19 protein-coding genes are annotated in these 22,039 nt (G+C 53.1%); 9 read left to right on the top strand and 10 right to left on the bottom strand.

Translation table 11 applies throughout. The features are described 5' to 3' along the window. Positions 1–112 precede the first annotated feature (112 nt). The 6 genes from A6X21_RS20475 to A6X21_RS20445 all read left to right on the top strand — a co-directional run bounded on the left by A6X21_RS20475 (position 113) and on the right by A6X21_RS20445 (position 6,249). Positions 113–1,315: a phosphoglycerate kinase gene (locus A6X21_RS20475; protein ID WP_068851948.1), complete on the top strand. Its 1,203-nt coding sequence runs from the start codon at positions 113–115 to the stop codon at positions 1,313–1,315. A 219-nt stretch (positions 1,316–1,534) separates the two neighbouring features. Next, positions 1,535–2,359 carry a sugar phosphate isomerase/epimerase family protein gene (locus tag A6X21_RS20470; RefSeq protein WP_068851944.1) on the top strand — a complete coding sequence of 275 codons (825 nt, stop codon included), beginning with the start codon at positions 1,535–1,537 and terminating at the stop codon, positions 2,357–2,359. 112 nt (positions 2,360–2,471) lie between these two features. After that, positions 2,472–2,825, top strand: coding sequence for a hypothetical protein (locus A6X21_RS20465; protein WP_083233779.1), 354 nt, complete (start codon positions 2,472–2,474; stop codon positions 2,823–2,825). A 58-nt stretch (positions 2,826–2,883) separates the two neighbouring features. Next, the gene (locus A6X21_RS20460; RefSeq protein WP_068852350.1) at positions 2,884–3,555 is read left to right on the top strand and encodes an SRPBCC family protein; all 672 of its coding nucleotides are present in this window, start codon (positions 2,884–2,886) and stop codon (positions 3,553–3,555) included. Between the two features lie 461 nt (positions 3,556–4,016). Then, positions 4,017–5,561, top strand: a complete 1,545-nt coding sequence (locus A6X21_RS20450; protein ID WP_068851937.1) for a POT-type proton-dependent oligopeptide transporter — start codon at positions 4,017–4,019, stop codon at positions 5,559–5,561. A gap of 97 nt (positions 5,562–5,658) precedes the next feature. After that, entirely contained in the window at positions 5,659–6,249 is a 591-nt protein-coding gene (locus tag A6X21_RS20445) for a peroxiredoxin (protein ID WP_083233801.1), read from the top strand. A gap of 85 nt (positions 6,250–6,334) precedes the next feature. Here the strand turns inward: A6X21_RS20445 and A6X21_RS20440 are convergent, their stop codons facing one another. From A6X21_RS20440 to A6X21_RS20425, 4 genes are all read right to left on the bottom strand, one after another. After that, entirely contained in the window at positions 6,335–6,988 is a 654-nt protein-coding gene (locus A6X21_RS20440) for a 5-formyltetrahydrofolate cyclo-ligase (protein ID WP_068851934.1), read from the bottom strand. An 18-nt stretch (positions 6,989–7,006) separates the two neighbouring features. After that, a complete protein-coding gene (locus A6X21_RS20435) occupies positions 7,007–9,550 on the bottom strand; it encodes a DEAD/DEAH box helicase (protein WP_240490344.1) in 2,544 nt (847 codons plus the stop codon). Positions 9,551–9,588: 38 nt separating this feature from the next. Further along, the gene (gene thiL, locus A6X21_RS20430) at positions 9,589–10,530 is read right to left on the bottom strand and encodes a thiamine-phosphate kinase (protein ID WP_068852340.1); all 942 of its coding nucleotides are present in this window, start codon (positions 10,528–10,530) and stop codon (positions 9,589–9,591) included. A 193-nt stretch (positions 10,531–10,723) separates the two neighbouring features. Beyond that, positions 10,724–12,085: a trypsin-like peptidase domain-containing protein gene (locus A6X21_RS20425; protein ID WP_068851930.1), complete on the bottom strand. Its 1,362-nt coding sequence runs from the start codon at positions 12,083–12,085 to the stop codon at positions 10,724–10,726. Between A6X21_RS20425 and A6X21_RS20420 the strand changes: the two genes are divergently transcribed. Beyond that, positions 12,084–12,326, top strand: a complete 243-nt coding sequence (locus tag A6X21_RS20420; protein WP_068851927.1) for a hypothetical protein — start codon at positions 12,084–12,086, stop codon at positions 12,324–12,326. The genes A6X21_RS20425 and A6X21_RS20420 overlap by 2 nt on opposite strands. Positions 12,327–12,463: 137 nt before the next feature. Continuing rightward, a complete protein-coding gene (locus A6X21_RS20415; protein ID WP_068851925.1) occupies positions 12,464–12,775 on the top strand; it encodes a tetratricopeptide repeat protein in 312 nt (103 codons plus the stop codon). A 48-nt stretch (positions 12,776–12,823) separates the two neighbouring features. On the opposite strand, the gene A6X21_RS20410 is transcribed toward A6X21_RS20415, so the two are convergent. Then, the gene (locus A6X21_RS20410; protein ID WP_068852337.1) at positions 12,824–13,825 is read right to left on the bottom strand and encodes an HAD family hydrolase; all 1,002 of its coding nucleotides are present in this window, start codon (positions 13,823–13,825) and stop codon (positions 12,824–12,826) included. 169 nt (positions 13,826–13,994) lie between these two features. Continuing rightward, positions 13,995–14,810, bottom strand: coding sequence for a (5-formylfuran-3-yl)methyl phosphate synthase (locus A6X21_RS20405; RefSeq protein ID WP_165603886.1), 816 nt, complete (start codon positions 14,808–14,810; stop codon positions 13,995–13,997). Positions 14,811–15,242: 432 nt separating this feature from the next. Between A6X21_RS20405 and typA the strand changes: the two genes are divergently transcribed. Continuing rightward, positions 15,243–17,078, top strand: coding sequence for a translational GTPase TypA (gene typA, locus A6X21_RS20400; RefSeq protein WP_068851919.1), 1,836 nt, complete (start codon positions 15,243–15,245; stop codon positions 17,076–17,078). An 82-nt stretch (positions 17,079–17,160) separates the two neighbouring features. On the opposite strand, the gene A6X21_RS20395 is transcribed toward typA, so the two are convergent. The 4 genes from A6X21_RS20395 to A6X21_RS20375 all read right to left on the bottom strand — a co-directional run bounded on the left by A6X21_RS20395 (position 17,161) and on the right by A6X21_RS20375 (position 22,037). Continuing rightward, positions 17,161–17,628, bottom strand: a complete 468-nt coding sequence (locus tag A6X21_RS20395) for a GNAT family N-acetyltransferase (RefSeq protein WP_068851916.1) — start codon at positions 17,626–17,628, stop codon at positions 17,161–17,163. Positions 17,629–18,278: 650 nt separating this feature from the next. Continuing rightward, positions 18,279–18,974, bottom strand: coding sequence for a tRNA (adenosine(37)-N6)-threonylcarbamoyltransferase complex dimerization subunit type 1 TsaB (gene tsaB, locus A6X21_RS20385; protein ID WP_068851910.1), 696 nt, complete (start codon positions 18,972–18,974; stop codon positions 18,279–18,281). After that, positions 18,971–21,013: an ATP-dependent helicase gene (locus tag A6X21_RS20380; RefSeq protein ID WP_068851908.1), complete on the bottom strand. Its 2,043-nt coding sequence runs from the start codon at positions 21,011–21,013 to the stop codon at positions 18,971–18,973. Before A6X21_RS20380 ends, tsaB begins: the two co-directional genes overlap by 4 nt. Positions 21,014–21,143: 130 nt before the next feature. Continuing rightward, positions 21,144–22,037, bottom strand: coding sequence for a serine/threonine protein kinase (locus A6X21_RS20375; RefSeq protein WP_068851905.1), 894 nt, complete (start codon positions 22,035–22,037; stop codon positions 21,144–21,146). Positions 22,038–22,039 lie beyond the last annotated feature (2 nt).

Here is a 22,039-nt window from a genome sequence, read left to right as displayed (position 1 = left end):
ACTCTATCGGCTGACTCCGTCATTATCGAAACCGGTGATGAAACCACATTTCACAGGGCGACAGTCGGCCAGACTGACGCACCGCATTGTTCCTGGATCAGGGTAAATTTTCATGGCCAAAAAGACCATTGCCGATGTCGACGTTCAGGGAAAAGCCGTTCTCATGCGGTGCGATTTCAACGTCCCGCTCGATGATAATCTTGTCATCACCGATGATCGCCGTATTACGGAGGCTCTCCCATCGATTGAATCCGTCCTCAAACGAGGTGGTCGTGTGATTCTCATGAGCCACCTGGGACGTCCGGAAGGGGTCGATCCTGCGGCCGATGCCAAATACAGCCTCAAACCTGTGGCTGCCCGCCTGAAGGAACTACTGGGAGTTCCCGTTCACTTTGCCAGCGATACGGTGGGTGCCGACGCCGAAGCCAAAGTGAAGGCTCTCAAGAACAATGAAGTTCTGCTCCTTGAAAACGTACGTTTCAACAAAGGAGAGAAGAAAGGCGAAAGCAGTTACGTCAACATTCTCGCCACCTTTGGCGACATCTACTGCAACGACGCTTTTGGCACTTGCCACCGTTCCGAAGGTTCGATGGTCGGTGTCCCCAATGCGATGGGGAACAAGCCCAAGGTTTGCGGCTTCCTCGTCGAAAAAGAGATCAAGTTCCTCTCTGATGCCATTTCGAATCCCGCCCGTCCTTTTGTGGCGATTGTCGGTGGGAAAAAGGTCGACGACAAAATCAACGTCATCAAGAACCTGCTCTCCATCTGCGATACGGTGCTGATTGGCGGGGCGATGGCCTTTGCTTTCTCAAAGGCTCAAGGGGGCCAGATTGGCAAGAGCTATCTGCCGAATCCGCCCGAAGCCAGCCTCGCTCTCGCCAAGGAACTGCTGACAATCGGTGGCGAAAAACTGCAGCTTCCTGTCGATACCCATTGTGGTGATGCCTTCAAGGGTGACTGCAACAAGATGATCGCCAAAGCCGGCCAGATTCCCGAGAACTTCGAAGGCTTCGACATTGGTCCGGAAACTCAGCAGAAATATGCCGAGATCGTGAAAGCCGCCAAGACGATTGTCTGGAACGGACCAATGGGTGTCTTTGAAATGCCTCCTTTTGATGCCGGGACTCGAGCGGTCGCCGAGGCGATTGTTGCCAGCGATGCCACCAGTATCATCGGAGGTGGCGACAGTGCTTCTGCCATTCAGCAGTTCGGTCTCGCCGATCAGGTCACGCATGTCAGCACGGGCGGTGGTGCCAGTCTCGAAATGCTTGAAGGCAAAAAGTTTGCTGCCGTCGAACTTCTCGACGAGAAGTAAAGTTTGTCTTGATTCCGTCGCGTTTCATCAAGCGAACGATGGCTCTGCAGAATGCTCGAACCCGTCCCCCTTCTCCCATGCCGATGGGAGAAGGCCGGGATGAGGGCGAACCTGCAGAACGTCATCTCCTCCCAAAAACGTTCGTCGTTGACCTGAGCGCCTGAGGCTCTTTCGCCTTCCTTGCACTGCTCAATCCATCGTTTCCAGAGAGCCGCCGTCATGCCAATTCTCTCAGCCGTTACGATCAGTCTGGTCGAAGAAGCACGTGGCGGCCCCTTCGTTTTCTGGGACGATGTTGAGGCCAGTTGCCGGATTGCCAGTGAACTGGGCTTTGATGCCGTCGAACTCTTTGCTCCCGAACCGGGATTCGTTCCAGTCAAAAACCTTCAGGAAATTCTCTCCCGATATCGGCTCAAGCTGGCGGCTGTCGGAACAGGAGCCGGCTGGCTGAAGAAGCAGCTCTCACTGACCAGCCCGAATGCGGAAATCCGTCAGGCCGCGAAAAAGTTTATCACCAGCATGATTGAATATGGTGGCCAGTTGGGTGCCCCGGCGATCATTGGCTCGATGCAGGGAAAGGCCGCTTCATCGGCTGCTGTTGCCGAGTGCCGGATGTTGCTGGGAGAAGCTTTGGCGGAACTTTGTCATCACAGCCATAGCCGATTCGGCCTGCCACTCATTTACGAACCACTCAATCGTTACGAAACCAATCTCTGCAATACTCAGGCCGATGGTGCTCATCTTCTGCAGACCTATGGCGCTCCGGACTGCAAACTTCTGGCCGACCTTTTCCATATGAACATCGAAGAAATCAATCTCCCGCAGGGACTTCTCGATGGTGGCTCATGGATCGGCCACATTCATTATGTTGACTCCAATCGGAATGCGGCTGGAATGGGTCACATTGACTTCGCCGAGGTGATCGCGACATTGAAAAAGATCAACTACGAAGGCTACCTCTCAGCAGAGGCGCGCAGTCTACCGGATGCGCGGACAGCCGCCCAGGCGACGATTGACAGCATTCGCCAGCATCTTGGCAAATAGCCCGGCTCCCAGATTGCTCCACGAAAATTCGCGATTCATGACTCTGCCGGATATCCTTCTCAGTAGGAAGAAACAGTGTAACCACTTGTGAGCCATCTCTTGAGGACTCCCCATGACTGAGGAATTCCCCATCGAACCGCCAGCAGACTCTCTTTTGGCCGAATCTCTGATCATGCCTCAAGAGACAGCCGCCAGCTTTCGACCAGCTCCAGAACCCGATACCCGGCTGTATATTCCTCAACATGAAAACTGGCAGGCTCGCATCAAAGCCGACACAGAGAAAATCTACTGCTACGCCAAACTTCCCGGAGAAGACTTCTTTCATCTCATTCTCAATGGTGAAATCTACCTGGTCGGGGAAACCGAAAAGTACTGCCTCCGCTGTGCTTTAAGGGTTGGAATTGCCACACAAGACCGACTTTTCTGGCAGAATCGAGTGCTTAAACGGTCTGCGACCAGTCTCTAAACGAGTCTCACAATGCCGAAGTCCGCGTTTGCGACTTCTCACAAAAGGATCCATGGCCATGAAACAAAGACTGCTGATTGTGCTGGCGGTTTTACTGTGTCTCGCAGCTTTCTTTGCTGGCATTGTGGCCATTCAGCCCGAAGACTTTTCGATCACTCGCTCAGCCGTGATCAAGGCGACACCTGACAAAGTGAGTGACCGAATCGACAACTTCAAAGCGTGGGGAGACTGGTCTCCGTGGGCAAAACTCGACCCGAATGCCAAAGAAGAATTTAAAGGTCCTGAGCGTGGCCCGGGCGCTATCATGAAGTGGTCGGGAAATGATGAAGTGGGCGAAGGTCAGATGACGATCCTCGAAACTCGTCCCGGCGAATATGTGAAGATTAAGCTCGACTTTATTCGCCCCATGGTCGCCACCAGCCTCGTCGAATTTCAGTTGGAACCTCAGGGCGATGAGACGAAAGTCACCTGGGCCATGTCAGGCAAGAACAACTTCGTCGCCAAAGCCTTTAATCTCATTGTTGATTGTGACAAAATGGTTGGTGGTGACTTCGAAAAGGGTCTCGCCAGTATGAAGGCCCTCGTCGAAGCTCCACCGGCACTCACTGAGGAACCGCAGTCAAAAGCCCAACCAGACGCAGAGAGTGCCCCGGAAAAACCTGCTGAAGTGAACAAACCCAGCGAAAAATCAGCCCCCGTTTATGGCACGACCACTTCTCCTGCTCCCTAAATTCCAGACGTCTGAGTTGCGGGAGTCTGTGTTGCCGGGAGTCTGAGTTTCGGGATTCTCAAGAACGTTCGGCGACGATCAACGATTGATCAAGCATAGGCAGATCCCGATATGACGTGGGCTAGTGCTAGAATTGTATGCGGGATTCGTCTAATCGATTGATTGCTGGTCACAACTTGACTAGCCTGCATGAGCGTTTCTGGAGAAGCCAAGTCGCCCCTGACGATTGAAACGATCGCAACAAGATGTGTGAAGTTTCCACCTGCCCCGGCAGTTCCCCATGGAGGATTCGAGCCAAGTTCTGACCTGCTCTCGGGTCGATAAGCTCTTCGGGATGAGGAAAACTGATTGGAAAGTTCATACATCCCATTCACTTCGCCTATCCAGTCTGCGATTCTCTGTATTCGAACCGGTTCACGACCGGCCATTCGTCACTGCCATTTTGACTTGCGGGATTGTTCATGACGGCGGCTTATCGCACAGCACCAGATCAAACCTTAACCACCATGCCTCCGGGCATTCCGTATATCATCGGGAATGAGGCCGCCGAACGGTTCAGCTTCTATGGCATGAAGGCCATCCTGTATCTGTATCTCACCAAATACATTGTCGATGCAGCGGGAGTATCGGCGGTCTACGACAAAGAGGACGCAACGGCCCTGTTGCATCTGTTCGTCGCTGCGGCTTATCTGTTCCCGATTGTGGGCGGCCCACTGGCCGATTTTTATCTCGGCAAATACCGAGTCATCCTGTGGCTCTCCTGGGCCTATTGCCTTGGTCATCTTTCACTTGCAGCCATTGATGGGCGAAATGGCCTCTGGCTGGGACTGGCACTCATTGCCATTGGTGCGGGTGGTATCAAACCCTGCGTTTCTGCTCATGTCGGCGATCAATTTGGTCAGGGTAACCAGCATCTCATCAGCCGCATCTTCCGCTGGTTTTATTTCGTGATCAATGTCGGCGCTTTGACAGCGATGTTCTGCATACCCCGCACACGAGACATCTTCCTCTCACCGGAGAATGGCCGGGATTATCTGCAATACATCGTTCCTGCCGACTGGCTGAACGCGATTCTGCCTCACTTCAACCCGACATTGGCCCACCATGTGGCCTTTGGGATTCCGGGAGTCTTGATGTTTCTGGCCACCATTGTCTTCTGGATGGGACGCAAAAAATTTGTCCACATTCCTCCTTCGACTAATGAGTTTGTGGAAGAGCTTGGCCCGATCTTGGGAAGTCGTTATCGATTCCTCATGTATTTTCCACCAATTATGTTAGCCGCCATTTGCAAGGATCGCGAGAACCGTCGAGCGATCTTGAAGCTGCTCCCCCTCTTTGCATTCATTGTCGTGTTCTGGGCGCTGTTCGATCAGACGATGTCCACCTGGGTCGAGCAGGCGACGCACATGAATTTAACTGTTCTCCGCTGGGGCGATTGGGAATGGAAAGTTCTGCCTGATGAAACCCAGACGTTAAACCCACTTTTCGTGCTGATGTTCATTCCACTGCTCGATTTCGTCGTTTTTCCAGCCCTGGCAACTGTGGTTCAACTTTCGGCATTACGCCGCGTCTCGGTCGGATTGTTTCTCGCCTCGATGGCCTTTGCTGTCAGTGGCTTTATCCAGATGGAAATCGATCAGAAGTTCACGCCGTGGGTGCTGTGGCTCGTGTTTCCTTATGCCATTATCACAGTTGCCGAAGTTCTCGTGTCGACAACCTGCCTCGAATTCTCCTACACCCAGGCACCGAATCGACTCAAATCGATCATCATGTCGCTCTACCTGCTCTCAGTGTTCGGTGGCAACCTGCTGACCTCCGGCGTCAACTGGATGATTTCCAGAGATGATGGAACCTCCATGCTTCCCGGGGCCAGCTATTACTGGTTCTTCTCGATTCTCATGTTCGTGACGGCGGTCTGCTTTATCCCGTATGCCGTCTTGTATCGCGAATCGCGATTTATCCAAGGTGAAGACGCGCCCACTGCTCCTCCAGGCAAACGTAAGTGATGCCTCAACTCTTTCTTCAGCCACTTGAATGACTCACTTCCAACCTGTTAGGTTCATGGGCTGGAAGTTTGTTTCAATTCGACTGGAGAAACGCCTCATGATCACCTTTAACCGTACTTTGGCCTTGTGCCTCACCCTTTGCACCTTTGGCCTTTGGGGAATCTCAGCTTCCGCCGCAGAACTCAAGGTGGGAGACAAAGCTCCCGAGTTCGAAGCACTGGATACTCAGGGCCAAGCGTGGAAGTCGACCGATCATGTGGGCCAGAAGCTGATTGTCGTCTACTTCTATCCTGCCGATATGACGGGTGGCTGCACGAAGCAGGCCTGTGCTTTCCGCGATGATCTTTCCAAGCTGGCTGGGCAGGATGTCGAGGTCGTCGGTGTCAGCGGTGATTCTGCCCGCAATCACCAGTTGTTCGCCAAGAAGCATAACCTGTCATTCACGCTACTCGCAGATACCGAGGCCAAAGTTGCCGAGGCGTTTGGCGTGCCCTATACCAGAGGGGAAAAGTCGGTGAAGGCCGAAGTTGATGGTAAAGAAGAAACCTTGCTTCGCAATGTGACCATCCAGCGCTGGACATTCATTATCGACAAGGATGGCAAGGTCGCCTACAAGAATACGAAAGTCGCCGCCGCCGATGACAGCAAAGCTGTCGCGGAAGCCGTCGCCACCATCAAGAAGAAGTAACTCCTCCGATCGAGCGATGAATCACTCTTGAGCCAGAGTCAGGTCTTATCGCCTGTCTCTGGCTGTCTTTATTTTTGGGACAATCTCAACTTCCCGGCGGGACATCTCTCCAGATTATCCGGCTTTCCGTGATTACGAGATCGACTGGCAGATCATGTTTTTCGACAGGAACTTCCTCGACCATTTGCACCTCAAAAGCCAGCCCGACTTTCATCACCTCGGGCTTCATCACCTCGGGCTTTATCTCCTTCAGCAATCGATCAAAATAGCCGCGTCCCTGCCCCAGCCTTCGCCCCTGCTCATCGAAAGCCAATCCCGGCAAGACAACCAGATCGATCTCCGCAGGATTCACACAGCGAGTCGACTGTGATCTCATTTCAGCGCGTGGCTCGCGAATCCCAAACGAGCCAGCCGACAACTCATCGAGACTCTGCAGCCAGAACAGCCTCAATTCTTCGCCGTCACACCACGGGACGATCAACTTCCGTATGCATCCAGCAGCGTGTTCAGGCTCTTTCAGCACTTTTTCGACAAGCGGCCAGGTCATCACTTCGCTGCCACTGGAGAGGTAAACCAGAGGTGCCCGGCACTTCTGCCATGGTTCTGAACGTTCCAGTTGATCGAGAATGCGTTGGCTGCGCTCCGTGCGATCTGTCAAAGCCACACGGGCCGACCGCACACTTTGGCGAAGCTCTTCTTTTCGAGTGATGAAACTCTTGTGGAAATTCTCAGAGGACATGACTTCGCCCTGCCTGGATCATGCCGATTCCTCGTCATCGATCTCTAATCCGTCTCCAAAACTGTCCACAGTCGTCGTTTCGACGAGAGGCAACTCTTCGCCATCGGCTTCACCAAAACCGGGGGGACGAGGTGGCAGTTCAATCTCATGCACCACGGGAACATCGTTGGTTTCCCCCTGCAGGACATCCCGTGCAGCATTGGTCGCCAGAGCCTGCTCCGTGCTTTGGGGATCCACAGCTTCACAACTCCACGAGATACGCGTCGCCAATTCCAAAAGCTCATCTCTCCACGCTTGCGGATCTCGATGGGGAGGAGGGCAATCTGCAAATTCTTCCAATAGCAGCACCATTCTCAACAGATGCTTAAAAACGAGCCCTTCCTGTTTAGCCAGATCGCGACCGCCAATCAGCTTGTAGAAGTTGAAACCAAATTCTTCGAGATCAGCCACCACATAGACGGGTGTCATTGGGATGCTGATGCCGGGATAATCGGATTGGAACAGCATCAGCAGTTTCTCAGGCAACGTCGGTGCATACTTTCGCTCTTCCGGTGGTAATGAAGGATCAAACTCGGGATACAAGTCTCCGGCAGGCAAAATCCCTCGAGCGACAATCTCCGGGTCAAGTACCTCAACAGCCAGTCGTCCCGGTGGCAAAAATCGGGGAGGCGGAATGCGGACAGATCTCACCAGCGATTTGGGGAACTCCAGAACACTTTCCAGCGCCAGCATCCATTCGATGCGATCAGCCTTTTCGAACTGATCGGCGAGAAACACTCCGTAGAGCGGATGAATGCTGCGAAAGGCAAACATGCGATCCATCGCCGCCGTCGGCTTCGCGAGAAGTGGTCGATAGACGCTCTTCTCAGTTTCATCCTGCCGTTTGAGTTCTGTTGCCGATTTTTTGCCCTGCTGAGCGCGCTTTTCGTCAATCGATTTCTGCAGATGCTGCGACAGCCAGCTCAACTTCTCAGGAATCTCTTCAGTGATTGTTTCCGTCGTTTCTGGTTTTGAGGGTTCACTGGCGACTGGTGGTGGAGGATCCAGTTCCACAAAACCCGCGTGATGCAAGGCCACCAGCATCTGCTCAAAGTCACGTTCGCACGCATTGAGCCGACCAGGATCCATCAATCGCTTCCGCACGAGGACGCGAATTCGATCCACATCGGGTGAGAGTTTGAGCAGATAGGCCACCAGCCGAATGGGAAACTCCCCCTGGCTCACCAGATCTCTGGGTGGAGCTGTTTTCAATTTTTCGAATTGTGCGTCGGTCCAATACTGTTTGGCCGGATTCCGCGTGGGCATCTTTTTCTTGAGTGCTTTTTTCGCCTTAATCAGCAGAGGATCTTTCGTATCCTCAGGGATCTGGTCGTACTTCTCTTTCCAGCGGGCAATCCGCACATCGTCCTCGTGGGGCAAGGCATAAACAAAGCCTTCCTTATCAAACTGCGGCCGCCCCGCCCGCCCAAAAATCTGATGCGCCAGACTCGCGTCGATCAGTTTCTTTTTGCCGGGTGGCCCTTTCAAGAGACAGGTCATGACGACCGATTTTGCGGGCAGGTTGATGCCTGCGGAAAGTGTTTCGGTGCAAACACAGATCGACAGCAGCTTCTCCTGAAACAGTTCTTCGACCAGCCGCCGATGCTTAGGCAATAACCCCGCGTGGTGGACGCCCACACCGCGATGCAAAAGCTGCTTCAGCTTCGGCCCTACGCCATGTTTGAAATCGACATCTTTCAATCGAGCGGCGAGTTGCTTCTGCTGATCACCTTGAAGGACAGATCGCCCCTTCAACTCTTCGGCGGTGCTCCAGCACAATTCCCGATCAAAACAGAAGACCAGAGCCGGTGTCCTGCGGGCTTCTCCTTCCCCCTGAGCCATGAACTCCAGATGCTCGGCAACGAACTGATCCCCAATCCAATGAAACGTGAGTGGCACCTTTCGCTCCGTCCCCACCACAAGTTCCAGCCTTCGCCCATGGCAGCGATGCAGCCACGTCACGAATGGATTGGCATTCCCGATGGTGGCAGAAAGGAGCATCAGCCGGACATGTGGCGGCAGCAGGGAGAGCGAGAACTCCCAGACGATGCCTCGCTCAGGATCAGAAAAGCTGTGAAACTCATCCATCACGACGGCGAAGACATTCGAAAAGTCGAAAGCATCCGGGTGCAGCAATCGATTGAGGAGAATCTCCGCCACGACCACCAGCACGTGGGCATCAGGATTCACCTTCCGGTTGCCTGTCACCAATCCCACATCGTCGCGCGAGAAGCCCCAGCGCTGGGCGGCATCTTGAATCTCGGAAAACTTCTGGTCGGTGAGCGCAATCAGAGGTGTTGTGTAATAGATCGTTTTCTGGTTCTTGAGGGCTTCAAAGATCGCTCCTTCAGCAATGAGCGTTTTTCCGGTCCCGGTCGGAGCTGAAATCAGCACGCCGGTCTCAGAAGTAAACCAGGCGAACAGCGCTTCCTCTTGAACCGGATAAGGCGTGTAACCAAGCGTGTCGTAATACTGTTCGAGAACCTGGTCTCTTCGGAGTAATTCCTGATCAGACAACGACATCATCCTCAGCTTGCAGCCATTCAAATCGCGAAGCAGTTTCAACCAAAGCGATGGACATAACCACCGGGAACCAGTTCTTTTGACTCTCCCGTCTCGCTGACGATCCTGCAAGCCTCTTCAGAAACAATCGTCCCAATTTTTGTGAGGGCGACGGGGAGCTTCCAGTTCTGCTGCAATGTCTCCCACAGAGCTGGAGAGAGCGTGAAGAGGAGTTCAAAATCTTCACCATCATGTAGAGCGTGTGCGAGCGCCGGTGGAGAACTCAAATTCACGATGTCGGCATGATGGCGGATATCCTCATGGACCGGAATCAGCTTCTGTTCGAGTACAGCACCCACATGACTGGCCTTGAGGATATGCCACAAGTCGGAAGACAGTCCATCACTCAAATCGATCATTGAGTTCGGTCTGGCTAACTTAAACAGTTCAGCAGCCACATCCAAGCGGGGTTCGAACTTCAAATGCCTGCCATAGATCGAACCACCCAGGGCACCACTTACGACAATTACATCACCCACCTGCGCACCGGCTCGACGAATCGAGGTCGACTCAATCGATTCGCCCACCACTGCCACATTGATCGCCAGGCGACCATCCCAACTGTTGGTATCTCCTCCAGCAACCGGACAATCCCATTTTGCGGCCAATTCCAGAACGCCACGCATGAGTTCATCCGCTTCGCGGGAGTTCCAATGGCGTGGGATGGCGATCGAAACAAACGAGGCGATGCATCTCCCACCCATGGCTGCAAGATCGCTCAAGTTGACAGCGAGTGCCTTCCGACCTGCCCAAAAGGGGCCGCACTCCTCGACAACAAAGTGCACACCATCCAGGAGCATATCCGTGGCGACGAGTGTCTCTCGGTCGTCTCGACAACCTAAACCGGCGGCATCATCACCAATTCCCAGAAGCACACGAGATGAACCCCCGGCAGCCTTCTGGATTCGCTCAATCAGGGCAAACTCGGGTCGAAGAGTCATTCTGCCGCCTGTCGCCTGCATACACTGTTCAAAATGGTTCTCGATGGAAGATTAGCAACCTGCTCCCTCGAGAACCAAGCAGTCTTGAAAAAGATTAAGCCGCAAGCTCTTTCCGGCCATCCGGTGAAAGCTTGCGGCATCTTCTTCACGCATTGAAACTAATTAAACGCGTTCTATCGACAGTGATCAGGATCTATTGGCGGCTGGCGGTCTGCAGGTGGCCGAACAAGGTTTCCTGTCCACGAACAATGTAGAACTTGATTGGGTTCAGCTTGATTTCGTTCGACTTATTGACGATCCAGGTCACGTTCTCGACTGAGAGGGTTTCCCAGTCGTGCAGACCGACGAGGATATCGCCCTTGGTGATCCCGTTCGAAGCAGCCGGGCTGTCCGGGCGAACATCGACCACTCGCAGTCCACCACGGTAACGAGTACCGGTCAGCAGCTTCTGGTCGGCAGCAATCGGTGCCAGTTTCAAACCCAGAATCTGCCAGAACCGCTGAGCTTCTGTCTCGTTGATTCCGGTGGATGCAGGCCGAAATGCCTGATTCTGCACAAGAGAGATGTTGGATTGCCCGAGAGCAAAATTCAGCTTTTCGTCTCGATCATTTCGACGAACAACCAGATCCAGATTGTCGCCAGGCTTGCGGCCCAGAAGCGATCGTTCGAAATCGACAGAATCACAGACCTCCAGTGAACCGGCCTTGAGAACCACATCACCAGCCTTCAAACCGGCGCGTTGTGCCGGGCTGTCGGAGAGCACATTTTCAATGATTAACAGCTTTTGTGTCGCCGTTTTCAGATCTCTGAGAATCGCGCCGTGATAACCCAGACCCATCTGCTCAACAGAGATCAGTCGAGCCACCACTTTGCGAGCGTCGTCGATGGGAATCGCGAAGCCAATTCGCTGAGCACCTGCCCGGATGGCGACATTCACACCGATCACATCACCGTCCATATTGATCAGCGGGCCACCACTGTTACCCGGATTGATGCTGGCATCGGTCTGAATGAGATTGCGGTATGACTGCGTCTCATTGACTTCCACATCGCGGCCAAGAGCACTGACAATCCCCTCGGTCACGGTGTGGCGGTAACCATAAGCGTTACCAATCGCCAGTACGCGTTCAGCGAGGTAGATATCGCTTGATGTGCCGAAAGGAGCGACTTTGAACGTCTTGGTGCCATCCACCTTGATGACCGCCAGATCCTGTTCTTTATCGACACCGATGACACGGGCATCGTAATCGCTGCCATCTTCGAATGTCGCACGAATCAGTTCGACATCGGCCACCACATGGTGGTTGGTGACGATGTACCCGCGTTCGTCAATGACAATGCCGGTCCCCATGCCGTTGATCTTGCGACCTCGGCTGGAAGCAAAGACAGAGTCCCGTTCCTGGGCTGACTTCTCAGTGTGAATGTTCACAACGGAAGCCGAAGCCCTTTTGTAGGCCCGGACGGCTGGGGTTTCACGAAGCTCCGACGCACTGGACAGCACTGCTGTCAGGCAGAGAACTCCGTAAATCGCTGGCGTGATAAGCCACTTAATCATGGGGAAGATCACTCGTGGTCCGCAGGGTTGCGTTGTGGTCAAACGGCTCAGGCTGCCACGATCCATCGTGTTGTATTGGAGCAATCCTCCATGGCTCCGCCGGGATGGCATCGACCAGTTACCCGGCAGGGTTGAAATGCACTTGCGTCATGGCGTACAGATTGCCAAGTCGTTACTCGTGAAATGGGGTAAACTCTTCGGTTATGCGGCCGCAGAGTTCGTCCAAAACCACAGGGCTTAGCGACTTTTGTTCAAGAGCGACTGTGGAACTTCATCAATGACCAGCAGCAGAAGCGCGCATCGGCAGAGATTGCCGAACCGCCGGAATCACAACGAAAAAATTCACTCCAACTGATAGAACACAGCCGGGGAGCAGTCATGTCGCGTTTAGAAAAATTGAAGCAGATGTTGCAGGAAACTCCTCAAGATTCATTCCTGCGTTATGCGCTGGCTCTCGAGCTCGTCAAGGCGGGAGAAACAACATCCGGGCTGGAAGCGCTGGACAGCCTCATCGCTGATGATCCTGATTACGTCGCTGCTTACTTTCAAAAAGCACAGGTTCTGGCCGAAGACGAGCAAACCGTTTTAGCCCGCGAAGCCTGCCAGGCAGGAATTGTGGCTGCCAAGCGTGTGGGAGATGCTCATGCCGCCGGTGAAATGACCGCTTTTCTGGAAACACTTGAAGATTGATCATTTCTTTGGCCGCGTGAAAAATTGCGATCATGGTCTGGGAGCAGCTTACTTCTTTGATGGAGGGCTCGCTGGAAAGATCTCTTTCCAGTCGCGCTGCATATTAATCACGATCCACCCCTTGGAAGTGGCGTCTATCAGTGCCCGATCCAGCCGACCGAAGTTTGAGTGACGATCATAGGCAAACTCCCGCTGCGCATCCGTATGGTGCACCAATAGGCCCAGGCCACTGGCCGGGGTGGAGGTGACATACTCCAGCATTTCGTAGTCGCCATCGGAGTTTCCGACGGCCATGATTGGTCGCCCACCAATCACCTGCCGGATTCCCACCGGTTTTCCCGCCTGATCATCAATGAAATTCAATTCGGCGAGACGTACGAGCACAGGTTTTCCATCGCGCAATTCGTATTTCAGTTTGACGCTGCTGCCGATGACCTGCTCGGGAGGAATCCCATAGACTTCTTTCGCCCAGGGCCTCATGAATTCCACTCCACCACCTGAAACGATGAAAGTTTTGAACTCGTGCTGACGCAAATAGGCCAAAAGCTCGAGCATCGGCTGATAGACACATTCTGTATAGGGTCGATGAAACTTCGGGTGCCGGGCCTTACGAATCCAATCGGTCACGATGTTTTCGAACTCGTCGTCTGTCATACCGGCATGAGTCGCCATTGTCAGTTCTGTCAGACCTTTGGCACCCAGCTTTGCCAGCGCAGGCAGATCTTTCTCGATCACTGCGCGAAATGGTTCTTTGGTCCGCCACTCGGGATGTTGGTCTGCCAGTAATGACACTCGATCCAGCACAAATGCCAACTGCACGTACATGGGCTGCTCACACCAGAGCGTTCCATCGTTATCAAACGTGACAATTCGCTCCGAGACAGGCACAAACCTGGGAGAGCCCTCAGTCGTTACCAATTGCACATATTCCAGAATGGCTCGACGTGCGGCACTGTCATTCCAGGAGGGTAATGGTTCCTCTGCCCGCAAATTTGTCATCATCCCCACCACTGCCATTGCCATTAGAAAGATGTGCCTGAATAGTGTCATCATTGCTCACCCTGGGTGACCATCACAGAATTGCCCACGATTCGAATCGAACGGAATCATGGCGATACTCCGACAAGATTGCAGGATCGCCATGCCCGAAACCATCCTTAAAACGAAATCATAATTCTCAAGTAAATCATCATGACATTTCTCCGGGAGCTATGGTCCACTATTTCTGAATCACAAAATCCAGAGGCTGCGATAACTCCGCATGAAACTTTTCCAGTGCCTCGGGACACAGGCTGCGATTTCGATCGCGTAATTCACAGACTGCTGACCGCACTGCTATCAAATGCGGCTCAAGCCTCTTGAGAACGGGAAGAGTTTCTACTCGAATCTGGCCAGCAATGGCGAGCAGCATTCCAGCAGCGACCAGTTCATCCCGACAAGAATTCAATTTTTCCCAACTGTAAACGTCGGTCATTGTTTGACCCGTTTTCTCATAACTGTCAATCAGGACTCCGGCCAACTGCTGCTGGATGGCAAAAGTCTTGACTTCTTCCAGATCGGGGGCCTGTGCGGAAGCGTCAAAATAGGCGACGGCTATCCAGCGAAAACTGCGTTTTGACAAGGCCTCCGTTTGCTCTCGGAACTCGAGCCATTTTCGAACCCAGCCCCCGTCGCTTCCCTGTTGGCCCGAACAGTGTTGGGCGGCAGAGTGTTGGGCGGCACCCTTTTGAGCAGCACAGTGAGCTAACCCCACTTTTAAGACATCGACACCTTCCGGAATCGCACACGGTTCAACTTCTAAAAGTTCGCCGAGTGCGAGTGACATCACCACACCAGAATCGACACGAGTCGCCCTGCCTGAAGACGTTTCTGCGTAGGCAGGCTCAACCCGAGGCTTTCCCACAACAGCCAGAATTTCTCTGCAGACCGATTCATCGGCCCTGCCGAGGGCTCCCCGGGCAGGGTCTTTAACATCCAGCACAGCGACACCGGTATTAACAACCAGCCTGGCCTCTGCAGCATTCCGGACACTCACCAGAAGCTGATTTCTCCTTTGAAGAAGCTGATTCCAGGAAGAGGCCGCCTCCGAACACATCAACAGGCTCCAATGTAATTGATCCAGAAACAGCCGATGAAACAGGTATGATCCATCGAAAATCCATATTCTTCGCGAGATTATCACAAGTCCCGGGCCGTGACAGGCTTTCGAGTCGGGAACTATGAAGATAGACTAATGCCTTGGCAAAACCGCCTCAGGTTATTCAGTCTCAGGCTCATAGAACATCGGAACTGGTTGAAACCAGTTTCCGCGTCCGGTCTGGCTGAGTTTTGCGCGTCGACCGTACTGAAGGACGATGCGATCACTCAAAGACCGAGTTGCCAAACTAAACGCTGACAAGGTTGTCAGCCCCGTATTTCCTTGCGGTGAACTTACTGTTCGACCCGCCCAACTTTTTGATTTGAGAACATGAAGCGACGAAACGACATCCGCAACGTGGCCATTATTGCTCACGTTGACCATGGCAAAACCACTCTGGTGGACAGTTTGATCAAGTTCAGTGGCCAGTTCCGCGAGTCACAACTCCAGCAGGAATGTATCCTGGATTCCAATGACCAGGAACGCGAACGCGGCATTACCATCCTCGCCAAAAACATCGCCCTGACCTATGGCGATACCAAAATCAATATCATCGACACTCCCGGCCACGCCGACTTCGGTGGTGAAGTCGAACGTGTCTTGCGGATGGCGGATGGCGCTCTGGTACTCGTCGATTCGTTCGAAGGCCCACGCCCACAAACTCGCTTCGTGCTGCAAAAAGCTCTGGAAGTCGGTCTTCAGCCACTCGTGGTCGTCAACAAGATTGACCGTCCCGATGCCCGGCCTCTCGATGTTTTGAACGAAACTTTTGATCTTTTCGTCGAACTGGGAGCCGATGACGCGACTCTCGATTTCCCTTATGTGTTTGCCAGTGGTCGCTCAGGTTATGCCTCTCACGATCCAGCGACACGCAGTGGAGATATCCGTCCACTTCTCGATCTGATCATTGAGCGGATTCCCGGGCCGGAAGTTGATGAAGAGGCTCCGCTGCAGTTCATGGTCACTTCGCTGACTTACTCGGAATTCGTGGGCCGGATTGCCACGGGTCGAATTTCGTGCGGCAAGATCAAGACTGGCCAGACAATTTCGCTCATGAAGGCTGACGGTTCGATCAAGAACGAAAAAGTCGTCGCTCTGGAAGTTTTCGACAAACTGGGGCGTACACCAGTTCAAGAAGCGACTGCTGGCGATATTGTCGCAATTACCGGGCTTTCCAAGCCGGAAATTGGCGATACTGTCGCCGACCCGGCCTTTCCTAAAGCATTGCCTCGAATCAGTGTCGATGAACCGACCATTTCGATGGTGTTCACAATCAACAGTTCTCCCTTTGCCGGTGCTAAAGAGGGTGGCGGAAAGTATCTGACCACTCGCCACTTACGGGATCGACTGGATCGTGAACTCGAATCGAACGTGGCTCTGCGAGTGACAGAAGCTTCTGACAAAGAAGCCTTCAACGTCTCCGGACGCGGCGTGCTCCACCTCTCCGTGCTGATTGAGCAGATGCGACGCGAAGGCTACGAACTCTCTGTGGGTAAGCCACAGGTGATTCGTAAGAAGATCGATGGCAAAGTCCATGAGCCGTTTGAAATTCTGGTCGTGGATGTGCCGCAGAATGAAGTTGGCCCCGTGATGGAAATTGTGGGGAATCGCCGTGGCGAAGTTACCAATATGACCACCAACAGTACCGGGATGTCCCACCTTGAGTTCTCGATCCCGGCCCGTGGCCTGATTGGAATTCGAACCCGGATGCTGAACGCGACGCGTGGCGAAGCCATTATTCACCACCAGTTCGACTGCTATAAGCCAATCGAAGGCGATGTGCCTCGCCGGGCGAACGGTGTTCTGGTTTCTCAAGAGCGTGGGAAAGTGGTCGCTTTCGCCCTCGGGAAACTCCAGGAGCGTTCGGAACTCTTCGTGGCCCCGGGCGATGAAGTCTATGAAGGGATGATCGTGGGGGAAAACTCACGCGATACCGACATGGTGGTCAACCCGATTCGTGAAAAGAAACTCACGAACATGCGTGCCTCAGGTTCTGATGAAAACATCATCCTCAAGCCACCACGCCGCCTCTCTCTCGAAGCGGCTCTCGAGTACATTGAAGATGATGAATATGTCGAAGTGACACCGTCGATCATTCGCCTCCGCAAGATCCGCCTGACAGAAACCGAGCGCAAGCAGCACTCGCGAGGTAGTGTGACGGAATAGCTGCCATTTCCTGATTGATGTGCACAATGAGACTTCCATGGCATTTGCCGTGGAAGTCTTTCTTTGTAACCACTATCGAGAATTATAATCGTTTCAAGAATGTCACTTTCTCGATACTGTCCGAGTAGTAGTCAGGAACAGTCGCCACGTCGTTAAATCCGTGCTTTCTATAAAATTGCCGGACTGGTCCGAAGTCGTCGGTGGAACTGGTCTCGATGAGAAGTAACCTTCCGCCCATCGATCTGATGTGCTCTTGGCAGGCCTCGATCATCAGCGAGCCAACCCCCTTGGTTTGGCGTGTTGCACGCACCATAATCATCAGAAGTTCCCATGTTCGATCAGTCAACTCCCTGGGTAAGTAGTAAGCCACGGCTATGAGTTCATCTTCGTCTTCATAAACCAGCGCATGATGTCCTAATCGCGATTTCGTCAAGTGATAATCATCAAACAGGAGTTCTAGCGTCGGAAAATCTTCGATTGTGAATAGACCTGTCGTCTCACAAATCGCCAGAAGTTCGGGAGTATCCTCAGGTGTAATCATTCGAATCATTTTCCTATCCTTGTCGAGTGCTGTTCCCGATCGCTACGGACGTCCTCAAATACGATTTCTTAATGCGTCCTATTCAAATTGGATACGAGGAAACGCATGAGGGTATCAGGAAATCTTTTGCTGCTTCCCCTTTTCACAAGTCGAAGGAGCTACAGGGCGATACAACTCACTGGTTGTGAAAGTCGTTCTCTTCTTCTTGCCACCGGGTGGCTGGTGTCAAACGTCCTCGTTTGCCCCCAGTTCGTTGAGGGTTGATGTTCAGGGCCATCATGATGAGAAGGAACGTTACCGGTGCAGTCATACTTGCGAATGGTGATGACCAGATGGCGGATGAAGACATCCGACCCCTGCCACCGCGGCGTGAAGGCATGCTTGCCCAGAGCTGCAAGCATGGCACGAAGAGATACCGAATTGAACAAAGATGGAAGACCCTCACCCTGCCCTCTCCCACGCAGACGTGGGCGAGGGTTTCAGAGGGGCACGCGCATGGCGCGGCTTCTTGTCGTTGTGTCGAACACAACGACCCGGCCACGAGTTGGCCGGGCCACCCTTGCCCAGCAATTGTGGATCATGGACAGATCACAGCCGCAAGCATGGCACACAAAGTAAAGCAGAATCTTGGGATGCGTATCATTCTCTGAAAATAGAATTCAAGATCTGGCCTTCGCAGCTTTTTCTTCGGCGGCACTGAGCCTTGCGTAGAAGGGTTCGAGCGTCCAGGGATCTGAGAACTGTGCCTCGTCATAGAGTTTCTGTGCCAGGCGGGCAATTGTGGTCGCGGGAGGGGCTGCTACGCTGGCTTCGATCCGCTGAGCCGCGGTCGATAATTCGACAATTCGAGACAATCCCGGGCCCATCAGGATATCTGTGGCCGTCAAAGCCGCGAGCCATTCCCGCGACTTAACGATCTGAATGGCATCACTCCGCGAAAAACCGGCTGAACTTCGCTGGTAATGCCCCACGAACAATTCACCACGCTGGGCATCTTCAATCGCCCAGATTTGTCGATGTTCGCCACTCCAGGCCGTCGCGCTCGCCAACAGACTATCGACCGCCAGCAGTTTCGCTCCCGTCGTGTAGCAAAAGGTCTTGGCCACAGTACAACCGACTCTCAACCCCGTAAAACTTCCGGGGCCAATACTCACGCCGACAGCCGTGATCTCATGAGGTTGCACTTGCGCCTCACGGCACATCAGTGCAAGCTCAGCCACGAGTGTCTGCGCATGCCGGCGGCCCGTCGTTTCGAGCTGACGGTGAGCGACAATCTCGTCCCCTCGAACAAGTGCCAGCGAACCTTCACGGCCTGAGGTTTCGATCCCCAGAATCAGCGGCAGTTGATCGCTCACAACATTTCTCCATGTGGGGCAGGCTGTCCGGTTCGTCCGCCGCCGGTTTTCCCGGATCGAGCTGCGGGATCATTGCCCGCTCCCTCACGAGCAGCGATGGTCTCCATCGCAGTTCGCATTTCTTTCAAGAATCGCGACGGCTTGGTCTCGCGTTTTTTGCCCCATTTCACCCGGCTCTGCGAACGGGTAATTGTCAGAAAATCTTTCGCCCGCGTAATTCCCACGTAACAGAGCCGCCGTTCTTCTTCGACAGAGGATGGATTTTCAAACTCCTCATCGACACTGCGCTTATGCGGCAATATCCCCTCTTCCAAGCCCACAAGATAAACCCGCTCAAACTCCAGACCTTTGGCACTATGCAGAGTCATCAGAGTAATGGCATTCTCATCGGGTCGTTCGGGGGCAGCAAAATCAGATCCTCCCAAAGAGACCTCGTCAAGATATCCCTCCAGTGAAGGCGACCTCGACTGGGCCTCATATTGCGAGACGGCATTTGCGAATTCACCCAGAATCAGATTTCTCATTTCCTGCTGCTCGGCTGATCTATAGGTTCGCTCGATTTCACGGGCGTAGCCGGTTGTCTCGACCATCCGCAGGAATGTTTCGCTTAACTTGACCCCTGGCTGTTTAAAAGCTTCTCTCAAAGAGGACATCTGCTGTTCAAACTGTCGCAGGTTATTGAGTGCCTTGGATGTAATTTCCCCAGCGGCAGCCGCATCCGGAATCACATCCCAGAATCGACGTTTCTCCTTCACAGCTCTGGCCAGTAATCGCTCGCAGGTGGCGTCACCAATCCCGCGCGGAGGTACGTTGATAATCCGCAGCAATGAAAGATCATCCCGTGGATTGACCAGTACTTTCAAATAAGCCTGAAGGTCTTTGATTTCCTTGCGATCAAAGAAGGATTGCCCACCGACAATTCGATAATGAATCTGCTTGCGGCGAAGTTCATGCTCAAAAATTCGAGGCTGCTCATTGGTGCGAAAGAGGATCGCGATTTCACAGGGGCGAACATTGAGCTGATGAATCAGATAAGCAATATCCCGCACCACGCCTTCGGCTTCTGCCTGCTCATCGGGATATTCCCGGAACACCACGGATGTTCCCCCTCGATGAGCAATCAATCGCTTCTCATGACGACCATGATTATGGGCCACGAGTTGATTAGCCAACTGAATGATCGACTCCGTGCAGCGATAATTGTCTTCGAGCCGCACCACTTTGGCGGCAGGAAATGAGTGCTTAAAACCGAGAATATGCTTCACCTCGGCACCGCGCCAGCCGTAGATGGATTGGTCATCATCACCCACCACACAGAGATTCTGGTGCCGCCTCACAATGGATTCGATCAATCGAAACTGAAGTTCATTCGTGTCCTGGTATTCATCAATCTGCACAAAGTCGAATCGATTCTGCTGTCGCTCAAGAGCTTCCGGATGATGTTTGAACAATTGCCATGTCAGGAATAACAGGTCATCAAAATCGACTCCGCCAGCCGCCTTGAGCGCCAGTTGATATCTGCGGTAAGCCATGCCGGCGAGTTGTTCATGATCGGAATCGGCAATCTCCTGTGCGAGATCGGGCATGACTCCCTGCATCTTCCAGCGACTGATCTGGGCGAGAAGATCGCCAGGTTTCAAAGCTGTATCGGTCATCTTGAGGACTTGCAGAGCTTTTCGTGCCGCTGACTCCTGATCTCCGCGATCATAGATCACGAACTGTTTGGGATATCCCAGTGAATCAATTTCCTGTCTCAGAATGCCCACACACCAACTGTGAAAGGTGGAGATCGTGGGCCGCTTTTTCATGGTGCGGCCCAGGAGCAATGAGGTTCGATCCAGCATTTCCCGGGCCGCTTTATTGGTGAACGTCACCGAAAGAATTCGCTCAGGATCAACGCCGGCAGCGATCAGATCGGCCATGCGATAGGTAATGACTCGTGTCTTGCCAGTTCCAGCGCCTGCCAGAACCAGAAGTGGCCCGCGATGTGTCCGCACGGCCTCCTGCTGTGGGCGATTCAAATGCGAGATATCCAGCATACGTCTCGGGAATCCATCGAAGACTTGATGAGAAACTGCCTGACCACACTCAAGACGGCCTCGTCAGACGCCGAGGTTTGTGGTCAGCATAATCAGAAGGCCCACTGCTTTGAAAGTTGATGGAGACCGTTCATGAATTGGCTGGATCTTTGGCAGTCTGTTCCTGATGTACAGTTCTTAGAACCTCAATCATTTCGCTGATCCTCTGCCAGCGATCATTTGTCTGAATGGCCAATCCCTTCATGACAGCCTGAACGATTCGATCATCAAGATCGGGGCAATAGGTTTTGAGATCGGCTGGTGGAGAATTCAAATGGGAAAGAATCGACTCCAGTGTTTGACCAGATTCCCAGGGTAACTGACCGGCAAACATTTCAAAACAAGTGACTGCATACGAGAAAATATCAATCCGCTGATCTGTCCGCTGACGGCGAATCAGTTCAGGGGCCATGTAATTCGCAGTTCCTGTGCGATTACCAGGAGCCTGAAAATGGGGAGTGTTGGGAACCACCAGTCCAAAGTCGATCAACTTGATGCGGTGATTTTCATCGAGCAGAATATTTCGCGGACAGATATCGCGATGGATCCAGTTCTGCCGATGGAAATAATTGATCGCCTCTCCCAATTCGATGGTCATTCGCAGGCAGTGCTTTTTCATGACATCGTTCTGAGCACTGATCAGAAAACTCAGAGCGACCCCTTCGACGAACTCCATGACGAGATAAGCCTCGTTTTTGGTCGTTACCCCGTGCTCAAACGTTTTCACGATATGGGGATGTTTGAGGGTGATGGCAATCTCACCTTCCGATGGTTTTTTGAGCCCCTTAAATCGAGCCTCCAGTCGGTTGGTTTTGTCGATATCGAGGACTTTCAGGGCCACAATCTTGCCGAGTTTGGAATCCCGCGCTTTCCAGACTTTCGACATACTCCCCTGACCGACACGCCCGTAGAGTTCAAAACGACGGCCGATATCGACCTTCTGAACACGGGGTTTGCTTTGGAACAGTTTTTTTAGAAAGTCCATCA

This window comes from Planctopirus hydrillae (genome assembly GCF_001707835.1).
GTDB lineage: Bacteria > Planctomycetota > Planctomycetia > Planctomycetales > Planctomycetaceae > Planctopirus > Planctopirus hydrillae.
The sequence above is the reverse complement of the archived record's forward strand: the minus strand, read 5'-3'. Positions and strand labels throughout refer to the sequence as shown.